Here is a 24,378-nt window from a genome sequence, read left to right on the forward strand (position 1 = left end):
AATCTATATAGAATTGAACAATTACCGGAAAACAAACAAGGAGTACCGCGCAATGTTATGCGCTTACTATTTAAAAAACATATAATATAGGCAAAGTATAGTCGATACTTGTTTAAAGCAGCTCCGCAGATGTTTCAGCGCCATGGTTATCTGATTTTCGACGGTTCGTTTGGATATTCCGAGGCGGCCGGCTATTTCCTGATTGCTCAGGTTGTCCATACGGCTCATATAAAATATTTCCTGGCAGCGTTTAGGTAGCTTTTCCAGGTACTGACTTAGCTCCTGTAACAGTTCCTGGTTTTTGATACGGAAATCGCCCTGATTATAATCTGGCAGGTTGCTCATTTCCAGGTCGCCAAGTTCTAACGTTATTGGTGGCTTCGCGGCACGCATACGGTTGTAAACCTGGTAGCGAATGGCCGATAATAAAAAATTAGGAACAGATTCTATTTCCAGTTGACCGCGGCGTTCCCAAATATTCAGGAAAACATCATGTACTGCCTCTTCGCTTTGCTCGCGGTCTTTCAGGTATCTGAGGGCAGTTTTATACAACCTCACCCAATAACGGTCAAAAAGCATAGCAAACGCATGCTCATCGTCGTTACGCACGGCAAGCCAAAGCTCCGGATCACTAACAGGGGTATTGTGCATATAACTGGTCGGATAAAATTAGGAATAATTCAACACTTAAGACAGTCTGTAAAAAAAAATCAAAAAATGTATGTGTGTGCCCGCATGAAATTTACACTAACACCATATAAACCTGCAATTACAACCTAATGATAACCAAAGACGAGTTCCTGGCACTGTATGAGAAATACATGAGCGGCCAATGTACCGATGCTGAAAAACAGCTATTGGATACATACCGCGATGAAATGCTATTGGCCGAAGAAGGTTGGGATGATGAAGATGCTAATGAAACCGATGTACGCGCCCGTATATGGCAACGCCTAAACCAAAACCGCAAAGTAGTATCAATAAGCAAACACAAAATTTATAAAAGCTGGTGGTTGCAAATAGCGGCAGTTTTACTGGTGGCTTTATCAGCAGGATTGCTTTTTATCCCTGCTAAAAAAAATCAGGAAACTGGTAATGTAAACCTGACAGCAAATAAACACCCAAAACCTATTGTTCCGGGCAGCAACAAAGCCTACCTCACCTTAGCCAACGGGTCGCAGATTGTACTCGATGACGCAAAAAATGGAGCACTGGCAAATCAATCCGGGGTGAAAGTAAATAAAACAAGTAATGGAGTAGTAGTTTATAAATTCGACAGAAAAGCTGGTGAACAGGGACAAAAAGACATCCCCGAAATCAATACCATTACTACTCCCCGTGGTGGCCAATACCAGGTAATATTGGCAGATGGCACCAAAGTACAGCTCAACGCTGCTTCATCAATCAGGTTCCCGGAGTTTTTTAACGGGACCAACCGCGAAGTTGAATTGACCGGCGAGGCCTATTTTGAGGTTGCAAAAGATAAGGCCCATCCATTTATAGTTAAGGCCAATGGTACGCAGGTACAGGTATTTGGCACCCACTTTAACATTAACGCATATAACGATAACCAGGAAATCACCACCACGTTGCTTGAAGGCTCAGTTAAAATGAGTAAAGGCCTGGCGGCAGTAATGCTGTTACCGGGTCAGCAAGGTAGTGTAAATCAAAACGGTTCATCAATAAAGGTACAAAAGGCCGATGTTGAAGCAAACATGGCGTGGATAAACGGCTTTTTTGTATTTCATGATCAAAGTATTGTGAATATCATGAAGCAGGTAAGCCGCTGGTACGATGTGGATGTTGAATATCAGGATGCCCAGGTTCAGGAAAATGAATTTGGTGGTACTATATCAAAATACAGGGATATTAAAGAGTTGCTTGATAATATTAAGCTAACCGGCAGTATCCATTACAAAATTGAAGGAAGGAGGGTTATCATTATGAAGTAATCAGCTACTTACATAATGCTATCCTTAAAGATGGCCAGGAGCGTTCGCACCGCCCCTGGCACAATGCTACGGGTAGCAAATCAGGTCAGTTAACGATCATTTTTCTCACAACCAATTATTTAACCTAACATTCAAATGTACAAAAATTCTACTGCATTAAAGCGCGGGCAGATACCCCGTGCTGTATCAAAAATATTTCTGATCATGAAATTGTCGTTCTTTTTGTGTCTGGTTTCGATACTTCAGGTAAGTGCCTCAACCACATTTGCACAAAGGATAAGCCTAAGTAAAAATAACGCTTCGCTGGTGGAAACGCTTAAGGACATCCACAGGCAAAGCGGCTATAGCGTGCTTTATAACACCAAAATGCTAAAAAAGGCGTTGCCCGTAAGTGTAGACCTTAAGGATGCAGCACTTGAAGAGGTATTGCGCGAGTGTTTCCGTGATCAGCCTTTTAGTTATGTCATTAACAATACCACCATTGTAGTTACACCCAAACCGGCTGAAAAGAAACCGGTACAGGTGATAACAGTTACAGGTACGGTAAAAGATCAGAAAGGTGCCCCTTTACCAGGAGTAACCATAAAGGTTAAAGGCAGCAACACAGGTGCGCAAACCAATATCGACGGTAATTATAGCATTACTGTAGATAATAACGCCGTACTGGTTTACTCATTTGTAGGCTTTGTTAACCAGGAGATAACGGTTGGTAACCAAACCAAAATTGATGTAGTACTTAAAGAACAAACATCGGCACTTAACGAAATTGTGGTGGTTGGTTACGGTACACAAAAGAAGGTAAACCTTACAGGTGCCGTAGCAACGGTAACCGGCGAAACATTGAATAAACGCCCGGTAGTGAATACAGCGTCAATGCTTGAAGGTTTAGCTCCGGGTGTACAGGTAAACACAGGTTCTGGCGAGCCGGGAAACGAGGCTGTATCTATCCGTATCCGCGGTAACAGCACGTTTAGCGGTGCAGGTTCAGATCCATTGGTGTTGATTGATGGTGTTCCGGGTAACTTTGCTGATCTTAACCCAACTGATATTGATAACATATCTGTTTTGAAAGACGCAGCTTCGGCTTCCATATATGGTTCAAGGGCCGCAAACGGCGTGGTATTGGTAACAACCAAACAAGGTAAAGCCGGCCAGATGTCTGTTACTTATGATGGTAATTTAGGCTACAACAGTCCTACTAAAATGTTTAAACTGGTAACCAACTCTGCCCAATATATGGAGATGTTTAACCAGGCCCGTATCAACAGCGGTACAACAGATCCGGGTTCACTTTATCCGCAAGATCAGATCGACCTGTACCGCACCAGTACAGACAGGCTGCATTATCCGAATACCGATTGGCTAAGCCTCATCTTCAGGACAGCGGTAACACAAAACCACAACCTGACTTTTAGCGGCGGCAGCGAAAAAACCACTTACAATGTATCATTAGGCTATGTTGATCAGGATGGTATTGAGCGGGGATTTGATTACAAAAGATATAGCGCGCGTATCAACCTAACTTCAAAAATCAATGATCATATCAAATTTGGTACTAACGTATTGCTAAAATCGGGTACCAGGGGCGCTGTAGCCGGTAACCCTTCATCGCCAAGCCAATGGGATGGTTCATCGATGGACCTTTTTCTTTCGGCCATGTCACAGGCGCCTACTTACGGCCCTTACCTAACTGACGGCAGCGGGCATTACACCTACAAAGCTTACGACTTTGAGTACAACAACAAAAACCCTATAGCTGTATTGGATCAAAACTTCCGGAGGATCACTAATGATTATGCGGTAAATGCTCAGGGTTGGTTTGAAGTTCAGTTTAACAAAGACTTTTCATGGTATACTAAAGGTGCGGTGAACTTTAACATGAATAAGTACAAGGATTTTAAAGCTACCCTTGATGAGTACAACTTTAAAACAAATCAACTGGCTACCTCACTTGACCTTGGTAAAGGCTTAACCGATCAGGATGAGCAAACCGTATACACCAACTTATTCAGTTATTTAAACTACGCGCATAACTTTCATGGGCATAACCTTAAGGCACAAGTTGGCTACAGTATTGAGCAAAGTAAATATCAATACCTGCAGGGCTACCGCAAAAACTTTCCAGACCTTGATCTGCAGGAGTTGAATGCAGGCGGTTCGGACATACAAAATGCTTATGGCAGCAGCAATCAATGGGCTTTAATGTCGTACTTCGGCCGTTTAAATTATGATTATCTGGGCCGTTACCTGTTAGAGGCTAACGTGCGCGATGACGGAAGTTCAAAATTTGCCGGCAAAAACAAATGGGGCGTGTTTCCATCGTTTTCGGCGGGCTGGCGTGTTACAGAAGAGCCTTTTGTAAAAGCTATGAATTTAACCTGGCTGGATAACTTCAAACTAAGAGGCTCATGGGGACAATTGGGTAATCAGAATATAGTTATTAATGGCTACGGCGCCAATTATCCATATCAGGCCTTACTGAATTTCACCGGTAACTATTCTTTTGACAATTCAACATTGGTAACCGGTGTAGCTCAGCAAAACCTGAACAACCCGGCCATTAAATGGGAAACTACCACCATGACTGATATTGGCCTGGATGTTACCGTTTTCAAAAACTTTAACTTAACTGCCGATTGGTATAACAAAACAACATCTGATATTTTAAGACAGGCCCAGGTTACAGCGGCTGTTGGCTTAAGCGCACCTACTATTAATGACGGTTCGGTGAATAACCGTGGTATTGAGCTTGGCATATCATACAATAACGTAATAACTGACGGTGCTTTAAGAGGTTTAGCCTTTAATGTAGGCGCAAACGTTGATCATAACAGGAACAAACTGGTAAAATTTGGTCAGACCGAAATTGGCGACTATACCATTAACCAAAACGGACAGCCATGGAATTCATTCTATATGTTGCAGGTTATCGGCATATTCCAGTCGGCACAAGAGGTAGCTAATTCACCTAAACAGTTTTCTGACTCTACACTACCAGGCGACTTAAAATATAAAGATGTAAACGGTGACGGCAAAATTGACCAGAATGACAGAACAATTATTGGCGGTGTTTATCCAAAATTAAATTACTCATTTAATTTATCGGCCAGCTTTAAAGGTTTTGATTTGTCGGCCATGATGCAGGGCGTTTACGGCGTTAAATCATATGTATCTGGTTGGGGCACTATACCTTTTGTACAGGGATCATCGCCAACTACAGATTGGCTGAACGCCTGGACACCAGAGCATCCTTCAACCACTATGCCACGCCTTTATTTCGGCCAAAGTGCACCTGATAAAATCGGTCGCCGGTCTTCATATTTCCTGCAGGATGCATCATACTTAAGACTTAAAAACCTGGTGTTTGGTTATACCCTTCCGTCGCAGCTTACCAAAAAGATAGGTATCAACAGGTTTAGGGTTTATTTTGCAGGCGATAACTTGTTAACCATTACCAAGTTTAAAGGCCTTGACCCTGAGCGTTATGGCAGCGGCGACCAGGTGCAGTACCCGCAAAATAAAATCTACTCTTTTGGTTTGAACGTTTCCTTTTAATTAGCCCCATGAAAAATCGAATTATAATAACCATCATATTAATTACATCGCTGTTTTTAGGCGCATGTAAAAAGGCGCTGGACCTTAATCCTAACGACCAGATCGCCACCTCAACTTTCTATAAAACGAAGGCGGATTTTGATGCAGCTTTAGCAGCTGTTTACGCTTCACTTCAAACCGAAGAATTTTCCTATGGCATGGGCTTTAGGGATGGGTTTACCGATAACGGCTATAACCAGTTTAATTCGGGAGCTGCTAAAGATTTTGTACAGGGTAATTTTAACCCTACAACCGGCGGTTACGAAACTGCTATTTATAACGACAGCTATGTTGGCATTGCAAGAGTAAACTTATTTCTGCAAAACTTAGGCGGTTACAAAGGCGCGGATATTTCTGATAGCCAGCGTAAAATTTACGAAGGCGAAGTAAGGTTTATCCGCGCCTTTCTTTACTTCCAGTTATACAGCATTTATGGTGATGTACCTTTGGTAGTACAGCCGCTTGGCCTGAGCAATCAAAAACAACCTAAGGTGCCTGCGGCACAGGTACTCGCTCAAATTACTGCCGATCTTGATTATGGCATTGCTAATTTGAGCAGCAACGCTTATTACGCTAACGGTGGCCATGCCGCGGCATCATCTGCCAAAGCTTTAAAGGCAAGGGTATTACTATTTGCAGCTTTCGGTAACACCGGTACTGCTGACGCTACCATGCTAACCCAGGTGCGCGACCTTTGTCTTGATTTGATGGGCCAATACAAATTAAGCACCAATTTTGAAGACATCTTCAGGGATGCTACCCAGAAAAACAACACCGAGATCATGTTTTCGGTTAACTTCCTGGCACCAAATAATACAGCTCCGTGGGATATGTATTATGGCGACTGGGATGCCTGCGCGCCAATGCAAAACATGGTAGATGCCTACGAGTGTACTGATGGTCAACCGTACGGTACTTCGCCGTTAACTGATACTAAAAACCAGTTTAATAACCGCGACCCGAGGCTTGCTAAAACCGTATATGCTGATTCGGTTTATTTTGGCCCCGGCAAAGTTCACCATCCTTCCAACCTTAGGCCTACAGGCTACGGTATTATCAAGTTCCTGGAACCTAACAACATCCCTTATGGTTTCTCCACCCTTAGCCAGCAGGACGCAGTTATATTACGTTTAGGCGAAGTAATGCTGATGTATGCTGAAGCGCAAAATGAGATTGCGGGTCCTGATGCTACGGTTTATAAAGCCATGGCAGATTTACGTGCACGTGCAAATATGCCTGCCTATCCGACCGGTTATACCAAAGATCAGATGCGCGAACGCATCAGGCATGAACGCCGTGTTGAGCTTGCTTTTGAAGGCTTGCGCCATTATGATCTGTTAAGATGGCACATTGCCGGCCCTGTGCTTAACGCGGTAAAATCAACCCTCATTAATTATCATTTTGAGGATAAGTTTTACCACTGGCCACTCCCTCAAACAGAAATTGATAAGAGCGGAGGTGTCCTGATACAAAATCCGGATTATAAATAATCAATTGAAAAAAGCAGCGGCAAATTCACCGCTGCTTTTTTATTAACACTAAAAATATTTCGTCAACATCCTTTGTAAAAGTTAGCGACACCGCTAAATCTAAGTTCAATACCAAGCTCCAGCAACTAAAATTTTAAACATAATAGTTTTAAATTCGTATAATTAACCCGTCTTAGCATTCCGAAGCGTGTTTTTTACGATAGTTACAATTATTCATTTGCAGGTTGGTAGTTTTTGATAAGATTTCAGGGATTTGGTCCCGCCTGGTTGGAAATGGAAAGGATTTGCCGCTAACAACCCGGATTTTTCACTCCATCTGCCTGATATGCATTCTTGCCCTTGTCTATAACATTCCCTTGAATTTTTTTGTAGGCCTTCCTGACATCGCTTTTATAAGCGCGGGGACTCTACTGATTGTTATTGTTCTCTATCTCGCGTCCAGGATCAAAGCGTATACCGGTATAGGCATCTTTATATTTTGCTCTACAAGTCTTGTTCTGTTTACCGTCAACTACTTTCTAAACTCCGGAGTTGATGGGCCGACTGATCTTTTCTTTGTATTGGTAATAGTTATCATGGTTGCCGTAGTACCCGTTAAACGGTACTGGATTGCGGTGACAAGTAATATCCTGATCCTTTTGGTGTTGCATTACCTCCAATACCAACACGGTGGCTGGGTACCGTTTACCTATACCAGGAAACTCGACCGATATGTTGATCTTAGCTCGGCCTATGTCACTGTAGTAGCAGTTATTTTATTTACGTTTTACGTAATAAGAAGGAATTATGAAATTGAGAAGCAATCGGCAGAAGAAAAAACAGCCGAAATGAAAGTGCTTAATGACGAAAAAAATAAATTGCTGTCCATCATTTCACATGATTTGCGGGCTCCCCTTTCAAATATTCAAAACTACCTCGAGCTTCTTTCTCAAATCAACTTGAATATTGAGGAAAGGTCGGAGATAGAAGAACAGTTGCTCCTTTCAACCAGGGGGACATTAGATTTGCTTAATAATGTGCTTTCCTGGTCAAAGAACCAGATGGACGGGATCAAATTCACCAGAACGGTTGTTAATGTTTCCGCATTGCTTTCTTCGCATCTGCTTATTTTTCAACCAATAGCACAACGGAAAAAGATCACCTTTCAAATGGCGCTTGATCCGCTTTCTGAAATCGTTGCCAATGGCGATATGGTTCAACTGATTATCAGGAACCTGGTTAACAATGCCATTAAATTCACCGCTCCGGGCGGAACCATAACTGTTACTACCGCCTCCGAAAATGGCATATGCAGGATAGCTGTAAGCGATAGCGGAAACGGACAGCCGGTTCAATTATCGGATGATATCTTCAATTTAAATTCAGGATCTGTACCGGGAACAGGCAATGAGAAAGGCGCAGGCCTTGGTCTTGTGCTATGTAAACAGTTTACCGAAGCGCTTGAAGGAAAAATATGGTTTGAATGCCATCCTAAAAGTGGTACCACATTTTTTGTAGAGTTTCCTTTACACCAACGGGAAACCATTAAAACAGGGACGAGCGAAACGCTTACTGCAATTTAGAGCGGTCGGATAATCAGCGTGCAATTCTGCCCCAATCCCTTCCATTGTACACTAAGAGATGAAAGACTTCTTATCTATCACTTCCCGAAATAAAGATTAAAAACAGAGATTCGCTTACTATCGGGATATGATACAGACAGTATTCCTATCGTGTTCTTAGCAAACACGTACGCCATTAATTACTCCGCATTAAATAATTTATGCAGATGTTCTGGCGATAGTGGCTTGCTTATAAAATCAAAAACCACATTATATGCCATAGCGCGATCAGCGTCATGTTTAAATACCGATGAGCTTAAAATAACAATCCGGGTACCTTCAGGAGAATAGCCCGATGCTATATATTCGTCAAGAAAATCCCAGCCATCCATTACCCGCATGTTGAGATCAAGAAAGATGTATTCGGGTAATGAATAACCATCCGCTTTAAGTTTGTGTAAAAAATCAAGGCCCTCCTGGGCACTCAGGCAACACTTAACATTAATATCGGGATAGTATTTTTTGAGTATAGACTGAGCTATAAAATTGTTAATAGATTCGTCATCAATAACCAGAACCCTTTCAGGTTTAGTATAATTCATGTTGTTCCTCCGGTAATTTAGTAGATGCTTAGGTCGCCCGAACCATGTACGGCTCCGGCTTTATTTAAACTGCCGGTATTACCAGCATAATATTTTTACAACTGAACGGGTACAAGATATGATTTCTTTGGCATATGAAAAAATAAACAACGGTCTGTTAATTTAATTACCGGGTCAAAAACTAATTAATTGTTGCATATATATAACCAAACACATACATTTATTTGTGAGTATTCACTGGTTAAAACAAGGTTGATTATTTATTGTTATAGCTTCCGAAGATGAATCCATTAGAGCTTTCCCAAATAGCCGATCTTAGTTCGGCTGTAGCACACCTGATCAAAAGCCAGCTGGCAGCAGGCGGAACCGTTACTGCAGTTGCCAACCAGATTGTGGTATCGATTTCCCGTTTTGAAGTAGAACATAAACTGGGCAGCCTGCTTCAGCATATCTATCAATCTGTTGATCAGCATTTCCCTGTGCGCAAGGAGCACCTTTCGCTCATTATTCGCGATGCTGAAGGCGTTTACGAAAACAGTTTCAAGATCTGGAAGTCGGGCTCTTAAAATACAGTTCCCAAAAGATATTATTTCAGGCCTAATCTGCTGCGTAAAGGGTCACGATAAGTGCTGCCGATGGGGATTTTTTCGCCATTGATAATAAGTTGATGTACTTCGATCATGGCGATATGCTTAATGGCCACTACGTATGATTTGTGCACCCGCAGAAAATCTGTCGCCGGTACAAGATCAAAAATATCACCCATGTTTTCGCGGATCAGGATATTCCTGTCTTTCAAATGAATGGTAATATAGTTGCCGTCTTTTTCCAGGTATAAGATCTCCCCTACCTTAACCTGGTACGTTTGCGGGCCACTTTTAATAAAAACCGTTTGTTCATCCTCATTGCCGGTATTATTTTTTGACGGCAGTTTACCCACAGCTTTATTTATTGCCGCAAGATAACGCTCAAAAGTGATGGGTTTAAGCAAGTAGTCGAGCGCGTTAAGGTCATAACTTTCTACCGCATAATGGCTGTAGGCAGTCGTAAAAATAATCATTGGCCTGGGCGATAAGGTTTGCACCAGCTGCATTCCGCTGATATCGGGCATATTAATGTCCAGGAAAATGAGATCTATTTTCTCCCGGTTCAGAAACTCAATTGCCTTTACCGGTTCACGAAAGGTGGCTTTCAAATCAACCAGGCTGGTTTTGTGGCAATAACGTTCAATCACTTCCAGCGCCTTAGGTTCATCATCAATGGCAATACAGGATATCATTCCAGGTCAATTTCAAGTTTAACAATATATTTCCCCTCATCGTCACTTATCTGCAGGTTATGCTTATCCGGATATAGCAGATCAAGCCGCCGTTTTACATTTTCAAGCCCTATCCCGCTCTTTTCATCTTCCATCTTTTTTACAGCTCTATATTTCGGATTGGTACAGGTAAAAATCAACTTGTTGCCTGAAATCAAAATAACTATACGAATATCCGACGTATGGCCTATGGCAACACCATGTTTAAAGGCATTTTCAACAAAGGGGATAAAAAGCATTGGTGCTATGGTGATCTTTCCGGTTTGGGATGGATAATCAAATAACACACATACCTCATCATCGGCATAACGTAGTTTATTAAGTGTGATACAATCTTCCAGGTAGGCTATCTCCTTGTTAAGGGGTACCCCTCCCGTATTACTGTCATAGATCATATAACGCATCATGCCCGAAAGTTTGGAGATCCCATCAGCAAGTTCGTCATTCCCCTTTTCCTGCGCCATCGAAAACAGGTTATTAAGTGTATTGAACAGGAAATGCGGATTGATCTGTGATTTGAGGAACTTGATCTCGGTACTCAGCTGATAAGCCTGCAGCTGGTTTCGCGCCAGTTCATTGCGTGCCCATTCCTTTAAAAAGAAATAAGCTATCGACAGCCCGGCTGTAGTAAAGAAGATAAGCAGCATCGTAAGCTGCATGTGCACCCAGTTGCCCATGGCAAAAATGGAGGTACGGTTTGAAATAAGATGATCGTGACTATCCTTAGCCCCTGGAAAATCAGGTATTGGTGGCCCAATCGGAAGGTTACTACTTAGCTTAGATCCGACAAAAATATAATTGGCAACAAAGATCAATATAAACCATCCCAAAGCTATGGCAATACCTATAGCTATACTTTTATAACGAAGTGCCCATTTAAACACCCAAAATATGTTGCCATAAAAAAGCAGGGCCAAAAAAACGAGTGTAAAACGCGAATAGGGAAAAATGGTATCCACCGCTCTTTTTTCCATGATATTCCCATTGTGGTTTACGCGCACACTGATAGTTGAACTGGTTAATGAGCTCAGTGTATAGTAAACCCCAATCCAGAACGCCAGGTGGATCAGTATTTCAATAATGTATTTGGCTTTAATGCGGCGCATAAGGTCAAAGGTATATTACCACCCTGCTCATTTATAAATTATTGATGTTAATATAGTGATTTGATGGGTAAACCTGCATTTTTTGAAATCCGGGCCAGGAGCTATCGGCGTTTTGTTTTAGACAGCACTTCAAATAACAAATATCCACTTTACACCCGGGCGAATAAGGAGTTTATCACAATGTTTTTGGCGGGTTTGAAGCGCAAAGTAGTATTGCTTAAAAATATCCGAAATTATGAAAAAGCAATTTCTATTAAGTGTAACCCTTTTATCATGTGCCGTTATGGCCCGGGCGCAAAAGCCTGATACCGCTCAATTATTGGTGCATTACAAGTTCTCCCACATTAGGGACACTACCAACAGGGAGCAACCTTACACAGAAAACATGGTTTTAATTGTTGGTAAAAGCGCGGGAGCTTACAAGAGCTATGACAAGCAACTGCAGGACGCGCTATTCAGGAAACAGGTGCAGGAACAAATGGCTAACTCGGCAGACGGCCACATAAACATCCAGCGGAAGGCGTCAGGTTCAGGCACTGAATATTATCAATTCCCAAACGGTAAAAAATTGGCACGGAAAGAGCCTCTGCTGTTCAATAACTATCTGATAACAGATGTACTGCCTCCGATAGAATGGAAAATAAGCGGCGATACCGCAACTTTTGGCGGCTTGCATTGCCAAAAAGCTACAGCTCATTTCAAAGGGAGAGATTATACAGCCTGGTTCAGTCCCGACTTGCCACTGCACATAGGCCCCTGGAAACTCAACGGTTTGCCGGGAGTAATTGTAGAGGCTTACGATACCAAAAAAGAGGTTGATTTTAAGTTTGACGGAATTGAGAAAGCGGTGATCTCGGCAAAAAAAGATGACCAGCCGACCGGCCAGGCACCAAATAACCAGGGACGAATGGCAGTCATGATAGGTATGGACGAAGAAGCCAGCGATCCTAATATTATCCAGCTACCAACCAAGGCTATCAAAACTACCGAAAAGGAGTTTGCCAATTTGCAGGAAGCCATGCGTAAAGACCCTAATGCTTTTGCCCAGTCAATGGCCGCCGCGCAGGCCGCAAGCCAGGGCAGACCGGCACCCAAAATTGACATCAGGATAGGTCCGCAGCCTGTAATCAATAACCCTATCGAATTACCCGAAAAGAAATGAACCAGTTTATAAAAGCTGTACTGTTGCCGGTTATTGCCTTGCTGTTTTCGGCTCCCGGTTTTGGTCAAAGTATTAAGGGGGTAGTGAAAGACAGCACCGGCAAGGCTGTGCCTTATGCTACCGTCAACCTAAAAAACGTGGCCAATAACGGTATTATAACGTACGCTATTTCTGATGTAAAAGGTGCGTATACTTTGCTGCTCCCGGTCAATGCACCGGTGAGCAGCCTGGTGATAGAGGTACGTTGCATTGGCTATAAAAATCAGAGCAAAAGTATTACAGATGTACAAGCACCTGTAGATTTTACCTTGTCGCCTTCTATCAACCAGTTACAGGCAGTAGTGATCAAAAGCAGCCGGCCGGTATTGCGCACAAGTGGTGATACCCTGAGTTATAAGGTATCAGATTTCAGCAGTGTGCAAGACAGGGTTATAGGCGATGTGATCAAGAAGCTACCGGGCATAACGGTTGCGGCCGATGGCAAGATCAGCTATAACAATAAACCTATCTCCAACCTGTACATCGGCGGCGATAACTTGTTGGATGATAAATATAATATCGCTACCAGTACTATTCCGCAGGGGGTGGTAGACCAGGTACAGGTGATCCAAAACCATCAGCCGGTTAAAGTACTCCAAAACAAAGTGTTAAGTGATGATGTAGCGCTAAACCTCAGCATAAAAAAAGGAGCTAAGCTACAAATGGTTGGGCAGGAAAGCGTTGGCGCAGGCTTACCCGGCAATTACGATATAAACCTTAACGCCATGATGTTTAAGGATAAGTACAAGGCTATTAATTATCTTAAAGGGAACAATACGGGTGACGATTTGCAGGAAGACCTGATATCGCACAACTTTGCCGATTATGTAAACCGGATAGATAACAACGTGCCGCCAACCGTGCTGTCGCTTGGTTCGGTGAATGATCCGGCCTTATCACGCGAAAGGTATTTGTTTGACCGGTCGGGCTTGCTTAATCTTAATAACCTTGTCAATTTTAAGAAGAATGTCCAACTTAAGATCAATGCCTGGTATTTACATGATACCCGGCGGCAGGACTACAGCCAGCACACCACTATTTACCTACCCGGCGATACCGTGCGCTATGATGAAGCCCAACGCAACCGCTTTCAGCCTAATCTGCTGCATACCCAATTTACATTGAATATCAACCGGGATAAGTATTACCTGAATAATGTGCTGTTATTGGATAATAACCGGTCTACCAATTATTCAAGCCTCAATACCAATGGCAATATGGTAAACCAGGTATTCAGGGACAATACACTGAGTTTTTCCAATGAATTTAACCTGATCAAATCGCTACGATCTGGCAATATCATCGAGGCTTATTCGTACGTCAGTTATTCATCAGAACCCGAAAGCAGAACTATCGAACCCAATTACAACGCAGCTATATTCAATAACAATGTGCCTTACAACCGGTTGTTGCAAAATGTTGATGTGCCCACATGGTTTACCAATAACTACGCATCCTTCAAAATACCATCAAACTTCATCACACAAAGTTTCCGGACCGGATTCAATATACAATCGCAAACGTTAACGTCAAACCTGAATGTTGTGCAGACTAACAATACGGTAAACCTGGAATCAGACAGTTCCATCAATCATTTAAACTGGAGCCGGAAAAAACTGTATGCCGAAGCAGCTTATGACCTGCCGGGCGAGATCCTTAAAGTGAACCTGACGCTGCCGATAAGTCTACAGCAGATCAACTATTCGGATACATTATATGCGCTGCAAAAAAGTTTGACACGATTATATTTCAATCCACAATTAAGGGTAAAGTATCAAACAGGGCTTGAAAATTATCTGACCTTCCTATATAGCTATCGCAATGAAACAGGTGCCATAGAAGATATGTACCAGGGCTATATCCTGAAAGATTACCGGACACTTTATGCTAATAACGCCGCCCTAACCGAACGGCAGAACCAACAAGCAGCCATTGGTTTCAATTACCGGAAAGCGCTTACCCTGTTTTTCGCCAGCCTGAACGCGCAATACAATCATATCGCTTCCAATAATATCGCCTCTTATGTAATCACCAATAACTTGCAGCAACGCTTGGTACTCCCCTACCCAAACAGCACCGATTCCTGGGCGTTGAGCGGCACAGCGAGTAAATATTCCTTCGCATTAAAAACTACCTTCGGTGCCGGCCTTCAATGGCAAAGTAACAGATCGGTACAAATTCAGAACAATTCACTGCTGCCTTTCAATACCACTTCAGAAACCGTTAATGTGAGTGCCAATACCAAAGTAAATGAGCAAATAAACTTTAGCTATAAGGCTATTTTTACGCAAACCGATAGTCATTCGGCGGCAGTGGCATCGGCGTATCATATTAACCAGCTACTTCAGCAGGCATTTATCAACTATAGCCCAACAACCAATTTACAATTCAAATTATCGGGCGAGCATTATTTTACCCGCCAGCGTGGCAACCCCAATCTGAAATACTTTTTCGCGGATGCTTCCGCAAGACTACGGGTAGAAAAATGGAAAACCGACCTGGAGCTTAGTGCTGTCAACTTCCTGAATGTAAAAACCTATGACGCACTTTACCTGACGGCCAATACGCTAACAGCCAGTTCGTATACTTTGCCGGGGCGGATTATACTGTTAAAGGTGATGTTCAATCTTTGATTAAATAGCGACGAAATTAATAATTATGTCATTGCGAAGCATGGCAACCGCACGGAAACAGAGCCGCTCTGTATAGCTACGAGATTGCTTCGTCGTGCCTCCTCGCAATGACATTTTTTTTAGGACGTTTCAACTAAATGAGATCTACATCACCATCAAATCCACAAATTCATTAACCGGGGTGTTCACCAGTCTATCATAATCCAATGCAGCACTCAAAATATTTTGCTGCTGTTTTTCGGCAAAGATCCTGGCCAGGTTAATTTTAAATTTATCCAGCAGTTTAGGTATGCCTTCTTCACGGCGGCGTTTATGACCTATTGGATATTCAACCACTACTTCATCCAGTATAGTTCCATCATTCAGTTCAACTGTCAGGGCATTGGAAATTGAGCGTTTTTCGGGGTCGAGGTAATCTTTAGTGAACTGCGGGTCTTCCACGCAGGCCATTTTATCACGTAGTATATCAATACGGATATCCGCGGCAACATTGTCTTCATAATCGGCGGCGGTGAGCCTTCCGAATATCAGCGGCACCGCAATCATGTATTGGATACAATGATCCCTGTCCGCCGGGTTGTTCAAAGGGCCTTTTTTATCGATGATACGAATAGCCGCCTCATGTGTACGAATGGTGATCCTCTTAATGTCGTTGGCAGTTTTACCGGCTTCCTTAAGTTTATTGTGCAGGGTCATTGCCGCCTCAACCGCGGTTTGCGAGTGAAATTCGGCAGGGAACGAGATCTTAAACAGGATGTGCTCCATTACATACGAACCATAATCGCGCTGAAACTTAAACTCATTCCCTTTAAATGAAACATCATAAAAGCCCCATGTTTTGGCAGTAAGTACCGATGGATATCCCATTTCGCCTGTCTGGGCAATTAAAGCCAGGCGCACCGCTCTTGATGTAGCATCGCCGGCTGCCCATGATTTGCGGCTACCTGTATTGGGCGAATGGCGATAAGTACGTAAAGCCTGCCCATCAACAAAAGCTAATGATACTGCATTGATCAACTCATCACGGGTTAAGCCAATCAGCCTGCCAACTACCGCAACGGAGGCCACTTTCACTAAAAACACATGATCCAGGCCTACCTTGTTAAATGAATTTTCAAGCGCCAGCACACCTTGTATTTCGTGAGCCCGCACCATAGCGTCAAGCACGTCTTTCATCAGCAGTGCGGGTTTACCTTCAGCAACTAATGTACGGGACAGCCAATCTGCAACAGCTAAAATACCACCCAGGTTATCTGAGGGGTGCCCCCACTCTGCCGCCAGCCAGGTATCGTTAAAATCCAGCCAGCGTACAATAGCGCCTATATTAAATGCAGCCTGAATAGGATCAAGCTGAAATGATGTTCCGGGAACTTTAGCGCCGTTGGGCACTATGGTACCTTTAACTACGGGGCCCAACAACTTGGTGCAGGCCGGGTAAGTTAAGGCTTCAAATCCGCAGCCCAAAGTATCCAGCAGACAATAGTGTGCTGTTTTCCAGACCAGGTCATTTTCAATTTCATAGTTTAACACATAATCTACTATATCGGTTAGTACTTTATCCGGTTGTGGTCGTTCGTTTGAGATATGGGCTGACATGAATTTATTTTAGATTTTTGGTTATTAAAGATTTCTATTGGCGGTTAACATCTTTTATCCAGCGGGACAAACTCCTTGTTATCCGGTCCGATATAGTTGGCGCTCGGACGGATGATCTTGCCATCCTGCCTTTGTTCTATGATATGAGCGCTCCATCCTGTGATACGAGATATCACAAAAAGCGGTGTGAACATTAAGGTTGGTACCCCCATCAGGTGATAGGATACAGCAGAAAACCAATCCAGGTTAGGAAACATCTTCTTTTCGTTCCACATCAGGGTTTCCAGGCGCTCGGCAATGTTAAACAGCAGCATATCACCCGATTCTTCCGAGAGGCTTTTTGCTACTTTTTTGATCACCACATTTCGTGGGTCGGATATGGTATATACCGGGTGGCCAAAACCAATAATCACCTCCTTATTGGCCAAACGTTTGCGGATATCCTCTTCGGCCTCATCCGGCGAATTATAACGGCTTTGGATATCAAAAGCCACCTCATTTGCGCCACCATGTTTAGGGCCACGTAAAGCACCAATTGCCCCGGTAACCGCCGAATAAATATCCGAACCGGTACCTGCAATTACCCTGCTGGTAAAAGTGGAAGCATTAAATTCATGCTCGGCATACAGGTTTAAAGAGATCTGCATAGCCCGCTCCCATGACTTTGACGGCTTACGGCCGTGCAACAGGTGAAGAAAATGCGCGCCAATACTATCGTCATCGGTCTCTACCTCAATGCTTTTACCATTGTGGGCATAATGGTACCAGTATAACAAAGCCGAACTGAAGCAGGCTAACAGCTTATCCGCGATATCCCTCGCCCCAGAAACATTGTGGTCGTCTTTTTCGGGCTGAATGCTCCCGATAGCCGATACGGTTGAGCGCATAACATCCATAGGATGCGCCGCCGCCGGAATCTGCTGCAGAATATTCTTTACCGAGTTAGGCAATCCCCGCATTGATTTCAGCTTTGTTTTATAGTTGGCCAATTGCGGTTTACTGGGTAGCGAACCATAAATGAGCAGGTAGGCTACCTCCTCAAACTCTGCCTGGTCGGCAAGGTCAAGAATATTGTATCCCCGGTAATGCAGGTCATTACCGCTTTTTCCTACGCTGCACAAGGCAGTATTTCCGGCAATAACTCCCGAAAGAGCCACGCTCTTTTTAGGTTTGAATGTATTTTCAGTATTACTTTCCATCCTGGTTCTTCTTAAAAAGGTCGTCTAATTTTTGCTCATAAGCATGATACCCTATACTTTTATATAACTCTTCGCGGGTTTGCATCGTGTCCAGTACATTTTTCTGGGTGCCATCTTTACGAATATGCTGATAAACATTTTGCGCGGCCTTATTTGCCGCCCTAAATGCCGAAAGTGGGTAAAGCACCAGCTCTACGCCGGCCTCTCCAAGTTCTTCAACCGTATACATCGGGATCATACCAAACTCGGTAATATTGGCCAGTACAGGGATCCCGGTTGCTTCCACAAACTTTCGGTAATAGCTTAGGTCGGGAACGGCCTCAGCAAAAATGAAATCGGCACCGGCTTCTTTATAAGCAACCGCCCGTTCCAGGGTTTTCTCCAATCCTTCGTTGGCAAAGGCATCAGTGCGGGCGCCTATTACAAAATGCTCATCTATGCGGGCGTCTGCCGCAGCTTTTAAACGGTCAACCATTTCATCTTTGCTCACCACTTCCTTTCCGGGGCGGTGCCCGCAGCGTTTGGCCCCTACCTGGTCTTCAATATGCAAAGCAGCTGCACCTGCTTTAATTAGAGACTTAACAGTACGGGCAACATTAAACGCAGATGGTCCAAAGCCGGTGTCAACATCTACCAGTAATGGCAGGTCACAAACATTGGTGATCCTTTGAATGTCGATAAGCACATCTTCCAGAGTTGTGATTCCCAAGTCAGGGATGCCTAAGGATCCGGCGGCTACGCCGCCGCCTGATAAATAAATAGCGTTAAAGCCGGCCTGTTGTGCCAGCAACGCGTGGTTGGCATTTATAGCGCCAACTATTTGTAGTGGTTTTTCATTTCGCAAGGCCTCACGGAATTTCTGGCCCGGCGATTTAGGGTTATTTGGTTGCATCGTAAACTTTTTAGAAAAGTACGTTTGTTAAAGTCCCTTTAATTGGAAAAGGAACTATTGCCAAGTTAGAAAATAAATCCAAACAAACATCCTCCCTCAACCGGCTTTTAAAAACATCAGCCTTATAAAAACGAGTCCATCAAGCAACCCGGCGCAAAATTCTCCCGTAACTAATAGTAATTACAATAATTTAGAAAGGCTTATCCCTATCCCCAAAGCATTAAATATTATTTTTAATGAAGCACAAAACACTGGTCATTTTAACTCCCGGTTTTCCCGAACATGAAGGCGATAGTACCTGCATCCCTCCACAGCAGGTTTTTGTAAAGGCCTTACAGGAAGAACATCCGGAATTAAATATAGTAGTGCTTACTTTTCAATATCCCTTTTTTAGCGGCGAATATCTGTGGCATGGTATAAAGGTTATCGCGTTCGGCAATCCCCGCAATAGCAGGGTTATCCGCCGTTTTACCGGGCTCAAAGTGCTCAGGGTTTTACACAAGTTTCATAAGGAAACCCAGATTATCGGCATGTTAAGTTTCTGGCTTGGCAAATGTGCTTATATCGGTAATATGTTTGCCCGCAGATATGGGCTGAAGCATTACATCTGGCTGTTGGGACAGGATGCAAAAGCTGGTAACAAATATTTCGCGAAAACAAAACCAACTGCAGATAGATTGATTGCTTTATCCGATTTCCTGGTACGTGAGTTCAGCAAAAACTATGGCATGACACCGGCACATGTAATACCGGTTGGTATTGATGTAACCCGCTTTAAAGAATCCTATACCGAACGGAATATTGATATTATTGGAGCAGGCTCATTGATCCCATTAAAACAATACGATGTGTTTTTAGAAGTAATTGCTTCGCTGAAAACAACTATACCCGATGTAAAAGCTGTAATTATTGGCGAGGGTACTGAAATGAAGCGTCTAAAGGAAATGGCTGCAGCACTTGGCCTGACAAATAATGTTTCCTTTGCAGGCAGGTTGCCTCATGAAGAGGTATTACAAATGATGCAGCGTGCCAAGGTATTTTTACACACCTCAAATTATGAAGGTTTCGGTGCGGTTTGCCTGGAGGCATTGTACGCCGGGGCGCAGGTTTTGAGTTTTGTAAAACCAATGGACGCTGCAATTGAAAACTGGCATATTGCTGTTGATAAAACGGAGATGGTTAATAAGCTTGAAAGTTTACTAACCAACCCGGATGCCAGCTATCAAAGCGTTTTACCGTTCAATATACAGCGAAATGCAAGAGCGATGATGCAGCTATTTGAATCGGGCGAGGCAATTGATATAAGGGTTCAACCTGCACCCGCTTCAATCCCGAGTCAGCAATTAATGCAACAGGATTAATCTTACAAATTGATATTATAAGAGTTCTTATTCTCGCACATCACAAAAGTACTATGCGTACTCCCGATGCTGGTAACAGAGCCCAGTTTATTAAATACAAAATCCTGGTAATGTTTCATATCCCTCGCATAAACTTTAAGCAGAAAGTCGAAATCCCCGGAAATATTATAGCATTCCACTACCTCTTTAAGCCTTAGGATATCGGTCACAAAGCTATGGCCTATACTTTTATCGTGCTGTTTAAGTTTGATATTGCAAAAAACAATTAAACCATAATTAAGCTTTTCGGCATCAATCAACGCTATGTATTTTTTGATGTAACCGTTTGCCTTTAGGCGTTTTACCCTTTCAAAAACCGGCGTTGGCGAAAGGTTTACTTTGGCCGCCAGTTCTTTTATAGTTAGTTCCGAATCGTCGCCCAGCAGCTTGAGCAATTGTATATCTGTATCGTCCAGTTCTTCCATAGAATATTTTTCTTTTATCGCGAAGATTACAACCTTCAAATAGTTCAATAATCTTAAATAAAAACCAAATGTAGATTTTTAAACCTATTTAAGTACGATTAATTAGTTATTAAATCTCAACTATTAGCTTTGTTCAGAATTTAATCCTAAAACAAGGATCAAATCACAACAAAAGTTCTTTACTTTCTCTACCGGAAAAGGTTGTCCCATAAGCTATGGGAAATTAAAAGGGAACCGTGTGCAAATCACGGGCTGTCGCGCAACTGTAAATAACAAGAAAGTTTCGGCCTGCAATGTCCACTGACCACCAAACAGCGGTTGGGAAGGACGGCGGAAATGTTATAAGCCAGGATACCTGCCCTTTTCGGAAAGACGATGCTTTCGCGAAATAAAGCAAATGGTCTGACCTGATGGTTTTCAATAGCCGGCAATAGCCTGCTCGAACGCCTTAGTATGCCCTGTTTTTTCGTGAAGCGCTGTAAAGTTTGTAAAAACACTTTCAACTGTTTTCTAACTAAAATCTTTAAAGAAATGCTAACGCAAAACCTCGGTTATCCGCGAATAGGTAGCCAAAGACAACTCAAAAAAGCCTGCGAACAATTCTGGGCAGGTAAAATCGACCTGAAAGAATTAAAGGAAGTTGCCCGTAAAATCAAAGAAGAGAACTGGCAAACCCAGTTGGATGCAGGTATCGACCTGATCCCCTGCAACGATTTTAGCTTTTACGACCAGGTATTAGACACCAGCCTGATGCTGGGCGTTATTCCTCAGCGTTATTCGCCTGTACTATCCCAGGTAAAAGCCAACAGCGAAATTGACCTTTATTTTGCCATGGCCCGTGGTTATCAGAAAGATGGCCTTGATATTACCGCCATGGAAATGACCAAATGGCTGGATACCAATTATCATTACATTGTTCCTGAATTTACCGCTAACCAGGAGTTCAGCATTTTTCACGAAAACATTTTTGGCGAATACAACAGCGCTAAACAGCAATTGGGACAAAAAGCTAAGCCGGTATTGGTTGGCCCCGTAAGCTACCTGCTGCTGGGCAAAGAGAAAGAAGCAGGCTTTGAGCGTGTTGACCTGATCAAAAAGTTAGTCCCTGTTTATATCGAGATCATTAACCGCCTGAAACAACAGGGCGCGGAATGGATCCAGCTTGATGAGCCATGCCTGGCGCTTGATCTGTCGAAGAAAGAAAAAGAAGCGTTTGAATTTGCCTACCGCTCAATTGCCAACAGGGTAAGCGGCGTTAAGTTATTGGTAGCAACCTATTTTGAAGCTTTACTGGATAATACCCAACTGGCTGTTAATCTTCCTGTAGCTGCGCTGCATTTAGATCTTGTACGCGCTCCCGAACAACTGGACGAAGTTCTCGCACTGATCCCGGCTCACCTTAAACTCTCTCTCGGCCTGGTTGACGGGCGTAACGTATGGAAAAACGACTACGAAAAATCGCTAAGCCTGATCAATAAAGCTGTTGAGAAATTGGGTACCGAAAGGGTGATTATCGCTCCTTCGTGCTCGTTGCTGCATAGCCCGATAGATCTTGACCTTGAAACGGCCATCGATCCTGAAATTAAACACTGGATGGCATTTGCCAAACAAAAGCTAAATGAGATAAGTGAACTGAAGCAGATAACCGAAGGAAATAACGATTTGCTTGAAACGAATATAAAAGCGATCGCCAGTAGAAGATCGTCACAAAAAGTGCATAAGCAAGCAGTGAAAGACCGTGTGGCGGCTATTACCGCAGCTGATGCTACCCGCCAAAGCGCTTTCCCGGTACGTCAGCAACTGCAGCGTGAGCGTTTTAACTTACCATCATTCCCTACTACTACCATTGGTTCCTTCCCGCAAACAGATGATATCCGCCAGCTACGAGCTAAATTAAAAAAGGGCGACTTAACCCTCGAACAATATGAAAAGGAAATAGAGCAGGCAACTATCGAAGCTATTCGCTGGCAGGAAGAAATTGGCTTGGATGTACTGGTACACGGCGAATTTGAGCGCAACGATATGGTTGAATATTTTGGCGAACAGCTTGATGGCTTCCTGTTCAGTAAAAATGGCTGGGTACAAAGCTATGGCAGCCGCTGCGTAAAACCGCCGGTAATTTATGGCGATGTAAGTCGCCCGAAAGATATGACCGTACGCTGGAGCGCGTTTGCTGCTGCACAAACAGACAAACCGATGAAGGGTATGCTAACTGGTCCGGTAACTATTTTACAATGGTCGTTTGTGCGTGATGATCAGCCGAGGGATGTTACTACCAACCAGATCGCTTTGGCTATTCATGATGAAGTTTTGGCGTTGGAAGCCGCTGGTATTGGCATTGTACAAATTGATGAGGCAGCCATTCGTGAGGGTTTGCCGTTGCGGAAAGCTAAGCGCCCGCATTACCTGGATTGGGCAGTTAACGCGTTCCGGATCACCGCCAGTGGCGTTCAGGACCAAACACAGATCCACACGCATATGTGTTACAGCGAGTTTAACGATATCATTGAACATATAGCGGCGATGGATGCCGATGTAATCACGATTGAAACATCGAGGTCGCAAATGGAACTATTACAGGCATTTGCCCATTTTGAATATCCAAACGAGATAGGCCCGGGTGTGTATGACATCCATTCGCCACGAGTACCCACAACCCAGGAAATGGCTTCCCTTCTGGCCAAAGCAGCCGATCTGCTCCCGGCGCAACATCTATGGGTAAATCCCGATTGCGGCTTAAAAACCCGCAAATGGCCCGAAACCAAAGCCGCTTTAGAAAACATGGTGGCCGCAGCCAGACAGGCAAGGGAACAAATTAGCGTAGAAGCGTAATTAGTTAGCAGATGTTGCTTTAACTGAAATATTAAATCCTCTTTTGAGAGGGGCGCGGAGGAAAGAGCGTTGGTAGGGGTGTGTTTCTTCAATCGATAGGCAAAATGCAGACACACCCCTCCACCCCTCTCAAGAGGGGAATCGCACTTTCCCCCGCTTTTTATAAGAATTAACAATGATTGTACATGTTACCCGCAGGGAACATTTTAACGCTGCGCACCGGATGTACCGGGAAGAATGGAGCGCCGAGCAAAACGAAGCGGTATTTGGTAAATGTGCCAACCCTAACTGGCATGGCCACAACTATAACCTTTTTGTAACGGTTAAGGGTGATATCAGTTACGAAAGCGGCTACCTCATTGATCTGAAATTGCTTAAAGTGATTATACAGGAATACGTGATCGAAAAACTCGACCATAAAAACCTGAACCTGGATGTTGATTTTATGAAAGGAAAAATGGCGACCACCGAGCTGCTTTGCGTCGAAATTTTCAATCAGCTAAAGGCACCTGTAGAGGCAAATAAAGGCGTTTACCTGCATTCGGTAAGGCTGTATGAAACCGAAAATAACTCGGCGGAGTATTTTGGAGGGTAAAT

Annotated in this window: 18 protein-coding genes and 1 riboswitch; of the genes, 10 read left to right on the forward strand and 8 right to left on the reverse strand. The window is 43.4% G+C overall.

Going from position 1 to position 24,378, the window contains the following annotated elements; genetic code table 11:
• Positions 1-66: 66 nt before the first annotated feature.
• Positions 67-651, reverse strand: a complete 585-nt coding sequence (locus DEO27_RS15845; protein WP_112573973.1) for an RNA polymerase sigma factor — start codon at positions 649-651, stop codon at positions 67-69.
• Positions 652-779: 128 nt separating this feature from the next.
• Here DEO27_RS15845 and DEO27_RS15850 point away from each other — a divergent pair, with 128 nt between their 5' ends.
• The 4 genes from DEO27_RS15850 (at position 780) to DEO27_RS15865 (ending at position 8,598) form a co-directional block, all read left to right on the forward strand.
• Positions 780-1,952 carry a FecR family protein gene (locus DEO27_RS15850; RefSeq protein ID WP_112573974.1) on the forward strand — a complete coding sequence of 391 codons (1,173 nt, stop codon included), beginning with the start codon at positions 780-782 and terminating at the stop codon, positions 1,950-1,952.
• Between the two features lie 135 nt (positions 1,953-2,087).
• Complete coding sequence (locus DEO27_RS15855) at positions 2,088-5,507, forward strand: TonB-dependent receptor (protein ID WP_112573975.1); 3,420 nt, start codon at positions 2,088-2,090, stop codon at positions 5,505-5,507.
• Between the two features lie 8 nt (positions 5,508-5,515).
• On the forward strand, positions 5,516-7,036 hold the full coding sequence (locus DEO27_RS15860) for a RagB/SusD family nutrient uptake outer membrane protein (RefSeq protein WP_112573976.1): 1,521 nt from the start codon (positions 5,516-5,518) through the stop codon (positions 7,034-7,036).
• A 356-nt stretch (positions 7,037-7,392) separates the two neighbouring features.
• The gene (locus DEO27_RS15865; protein ID WP_146750080.1) at positions 7,393-8,598 is read left to right on the forward strand and encodes a sensor histidine kinase; all 1,206 of its coding nucleotides are present in this window, start codon (positions 7,393-7,395) and stop codon (positions 8,596-8,598) included.
• A 179-nt stretch (positions 8,599-8,777) separates the two neighbouring features.
• Here DEO27_RS15865 and DEO27_RS15870 read toward each other — a convergent pair whose 3' ends face one another.
• Positions 8,778-9,179 (reverse strand): response regulator, encoded by a 402-nt coding sequence (locus DEO27_RS15870; RefSeq protein WP_112573978.1) that lies wholly within the window; start codon positions 9,177-9,179, stop codon positions 8,778-8,780.
• A gap of 281 nt (positions 9,180-9,460) precedes the next feature.
• On the opposite strand from DEO27_RS15870, the gene DEO27_RS15875 reads away from it, so the two are divergent.
• On the forward strand, positions 9,461-9,745 hold the full coding sequence (locus DEO27_RS15875; protein ID WP_112573979.1) for a hypothetical protein: 285 nt from the start codon (positions 9,461-9,463) through the stop codon (positions 9,743-9,745).
• A 20-nt stretch (positions 9,746-9,765) separates the two neighbouring features.
• Here DEO27_RS15875 and DEO27_RS15880 read toward each other — a convergent pair whose 3' ends face one another.
• Entirely contained in the window at positions 9,766-10,458 is a 693-nt protein-coding gene (locus DEO27_RS15880; RefSeq protein ID WP_112573980.1) for a LytR/AlgR family response regulator transcription factor, read from the reverse strand.
• A complete protein-coding gene (locus DEO27_RS15885) occupies positions 10,455-11,603 on the reverse strand; it encodes a sensor histidine kinase (RefSeq protein WP_112573981.1) in 1,149 nt (382 codons plus the stop codon). Before DEO27_RS15885 ends, DEO27_RS15880 begins: the two co-directional genes overlap by 4 nt.
• Before the next feature lie 235 nt (positions 11,604-11,838).
• Between DEO27_RS15885 and DEO27_RS15890 the strand changes: the two genes are divergently transcribed.
• Positions 11,839-12,765: a GLPGLI family protein gene (locus DEO27_RS15890; protein ID WP_112573982.1), complete on the forward strand. Its 927-nt coding sequence runs from the start codon at positions 11,839-11,841 to the stop codon at positions 12,763-12,765.
• Positions 12,762-15,437, forward strand: a complete 2,676-nt coding sequence (locus tag DEO27_RS15895) for a TonB-dependent receptor (RefSeq protein ID WP_112573983.1) — start codon at positions 12,762-12,764, stop codon at positions 15,435-15,437. Before DEO27_RS15890 ends, DEO27_RS15895 begins: the two co-directional genes overlap by 4 nt.
• 144 nt (positions 15,438-15,581) lie before the next feature.
• Here DEO27_RS15895 and DEO27_RS15900 read toward each other — a convergent pair whose 3' ends face one another.
• The 3 genes from DEO27_RS15900 to prpB are packed head-to-tail and all read right to left on the reverse strand — an operon-like array spanning position 15,582 to position 19,124.
• On the reverse strand, positions 15,582-17,033 hold the full coding sequence (locus tag DEO27_RS15900) for a bifunctional 2-methylcitrate dehydratase/aconitate hydratase (RefSeq protein ID WP_112573984.1): 1,452 nt from the start codon (positions 17,031-17,033) through the stop codon (positions 15,582-15,584).
• A 44-nt stretch (positions 17,034-17,077) separates the two neighbouring features.
• Positions 17,078-18,232, reverse strand: coding sequence for a 2-methylcitrate synthase (gene prpC, locus DEO27_RS15905; RefSeq protein WP_112573985.1), 1,155 nt, complete (start codon positions 18,230-18,232; stop codon positions 17,078-17,080).
• Positions 18,222-19,124: a methylisocitrate lyase gene (prpB, locus tag DEO27_RS15910; protein WP_112573986.1), complete on the reverse strand. Its 903-nt coding sequence runs from the start codon at positions 19,122-19,124 to the stop codon at positions 18,222-18,224. Before prpB ends, prpC begins: the two co-directional genes overlap by 11 nt.
• 236 nt (positions 19,125-19,360) lie before the next feature.
• On the opposite strand from prpB, the gene DEO27_RS15915 reads away from it, so the two are divergent.
• Positions 19,361-20,485 carry a glycosyltransferase family 4 protein gene (locus DEO27_RS15915; RefSeq protein ID WP_112573987.1) on the forward strand — a complete coding sequence of 375 codons (1,125 nt, stop codon included), beginning with the start codon at positions 19,361-19,363 and terminating at the stop codon, positions 20,483-20,485.
• A 2-nt stretch (positions 20,486-20,487) separates the two neighbouring features.
• Here the strand turns inward: DEO27_RS15915 and DEO27_RS15920 are convergent, their stop codons facing one another.
• Positions 20,488-20,997 (reverse strand): Lrp/AsnC family transcriptional regulator, encoded by a 510-nt coding sequence (locus DEO27_RS15920; RefSeq protein WP_223817961.1) that lies wholly within the window; start codon positions 20,995-20,997, stop codon positions 20,488-20,490.
• A 133-nt stretch (positions 20,998-21,130) separates the two neighbouring features.
• A riboswitch (cobalamin riboswitch) is annotated at positions 21,131-21,327 on the forward strand.
• Between the two features lie 153 nt (positions 21,328-21,480).
• Here DEO27_RS15920 and metE point away from each other — a divergent pair.
• Together metE and DEO27_RS15930 are read left to right on the forward strand one after the other, a co-directional pair.
• On the forward strand, positions 21,481-23,781 hold the full coding sequence (metE, locus tag DEO27_RS15925; RefSeq protein WP_112573988.1) for a 5-methyltetrahydropteroyltriglutamate--homocysteine S-methyltransferase: 2,301 nt from the start codon (positions 21,481-21,483) through the stop codon (positions 23,779-23,781).
• A 178-nt stretch (positions 23,782-23,959) separates the two neighbouring features.
• The gene (locus DEO27_RS15930; protein ID WP_112574016.1) at positions 23,960-24,376 is read left to right on the forward strand and encodes a 6-pyruvoyl trahydropterin synthase family protein; all 417 of its coding nucleotides are present in this window, start codon (positions 23,960-23,962) and stop codon (positions 24,374-24,376) included.
• Positions 24,377-24,378: the final 2 nt, after the last annotated feature.

Source organism: Mucilaginibacter rubeus (assembly GCF_003286415.2).
In the GTDB taxonomy this organism is placed as follows: Bacteria; Bacteroidota; Bacteroidia; order Sphingobacteriales; family Sphingobacteriaceae; genus Mucilaginibacter; species Mucilaginibacter rubeus_A.

Coding starts and splice junctions, on each gene's coding strand:
- DEO27_RS15845 (WP_112573973.1), bottom strand. CDS start 651: ATGCACAATACCCCTGTTAGTGATCCGGAGCTTTGGCTTGCCGTGCGT.
- DEO27_RS15850 (WP_112573974.1), top strand. CDS start 780: ATGATAACCAAAGACGAGTTCCTGGCACTGTATGAGAAATACATGAGC.
- DEO27_RS15855 (WP_112573975.1), top strand. CDS start 2,088: ATGTACAAAAATTCTACTGCATTAAAGCGCGGGCAGATACCCCGTGCT.
- DEO27_RS15860 (WP_112573976.1), top strand. CDS start 5,516: ATGAAAAATCGAATTATAATAACCATCATATTAATTACATCGCTGTTT.
- DEO27_RS15870 (WP_112573978.1), bottom strand. CDS start 9,179: ATGAATTATACTAAACCTGAAAGGGTTCTGGTTATTGATGACGAATCT.
- DEO27_RS15875 (WP_112573979.1), top strand. CDS start 9,461: ATGAATCCATTAGAGCTTTCCCAAATAGCCGATCTTAGTTCGGCTGTA.
- DEO27_RS15880 (WP_112573980.1), bottom strand. CDS start 10,458: ATGATATCCTGTATTGCCATTGATGATGAACCTAAGGCGCTGGAAGTG.
- DEO27_RS15885 (WP_112573981.1), bottom strand. CDS start 11,603: ATGCGCCGCATTAAAGCCAAATACATTATTGAAATACTGATCCACCTG.
- DEO27_RS15890 (WP_112573982.1), top strand. CDS start 11,839: ATGAAAAAGCAATTTCTATTAAGTGTAACCCTTTTATCATGTGCCGTT.
- DEO27_RS15895 (WP_112573983.1), top strand. CDS start 12,762: ATGAACCAGTTTATAAAAGCTGTACTGTTGCCGGTTATTGCCTTGCTG.
- DEO27_RS15900 (WP_112573984.1), bottom strand. CDS start 17,033: ATGTCAGCCCATATCTCAAACGAACGACCACAACCGGATAAAGTACTA.
- prpC (WP_112573985.1), bottom strand. CDS start 18,232: ATGGAAAGTAATACTGAAAATACATTCAAACCTAAAAAGAGCGTGGCT.
- prpB (WP_112573986.1), bottom strand. CDS start 19,124: ATGCAACCAAATAACCCTAAATCGCCGGGCCAGAAATTCCGTGAGGCC.
- DEO27_RS15915 (WP_112573987.1), top strand. CDS start 19,361: ATGAAGCACAAAACACTGGTCATTTTAACTCCCGGTTTTCCCGAACAT.
- metE (WP_112573988.1), top strand. CDS start 21,481: ATGCTAACGCAAAACCTCGGTTATCCGCGAATAGGTAGCCAAAGACAA.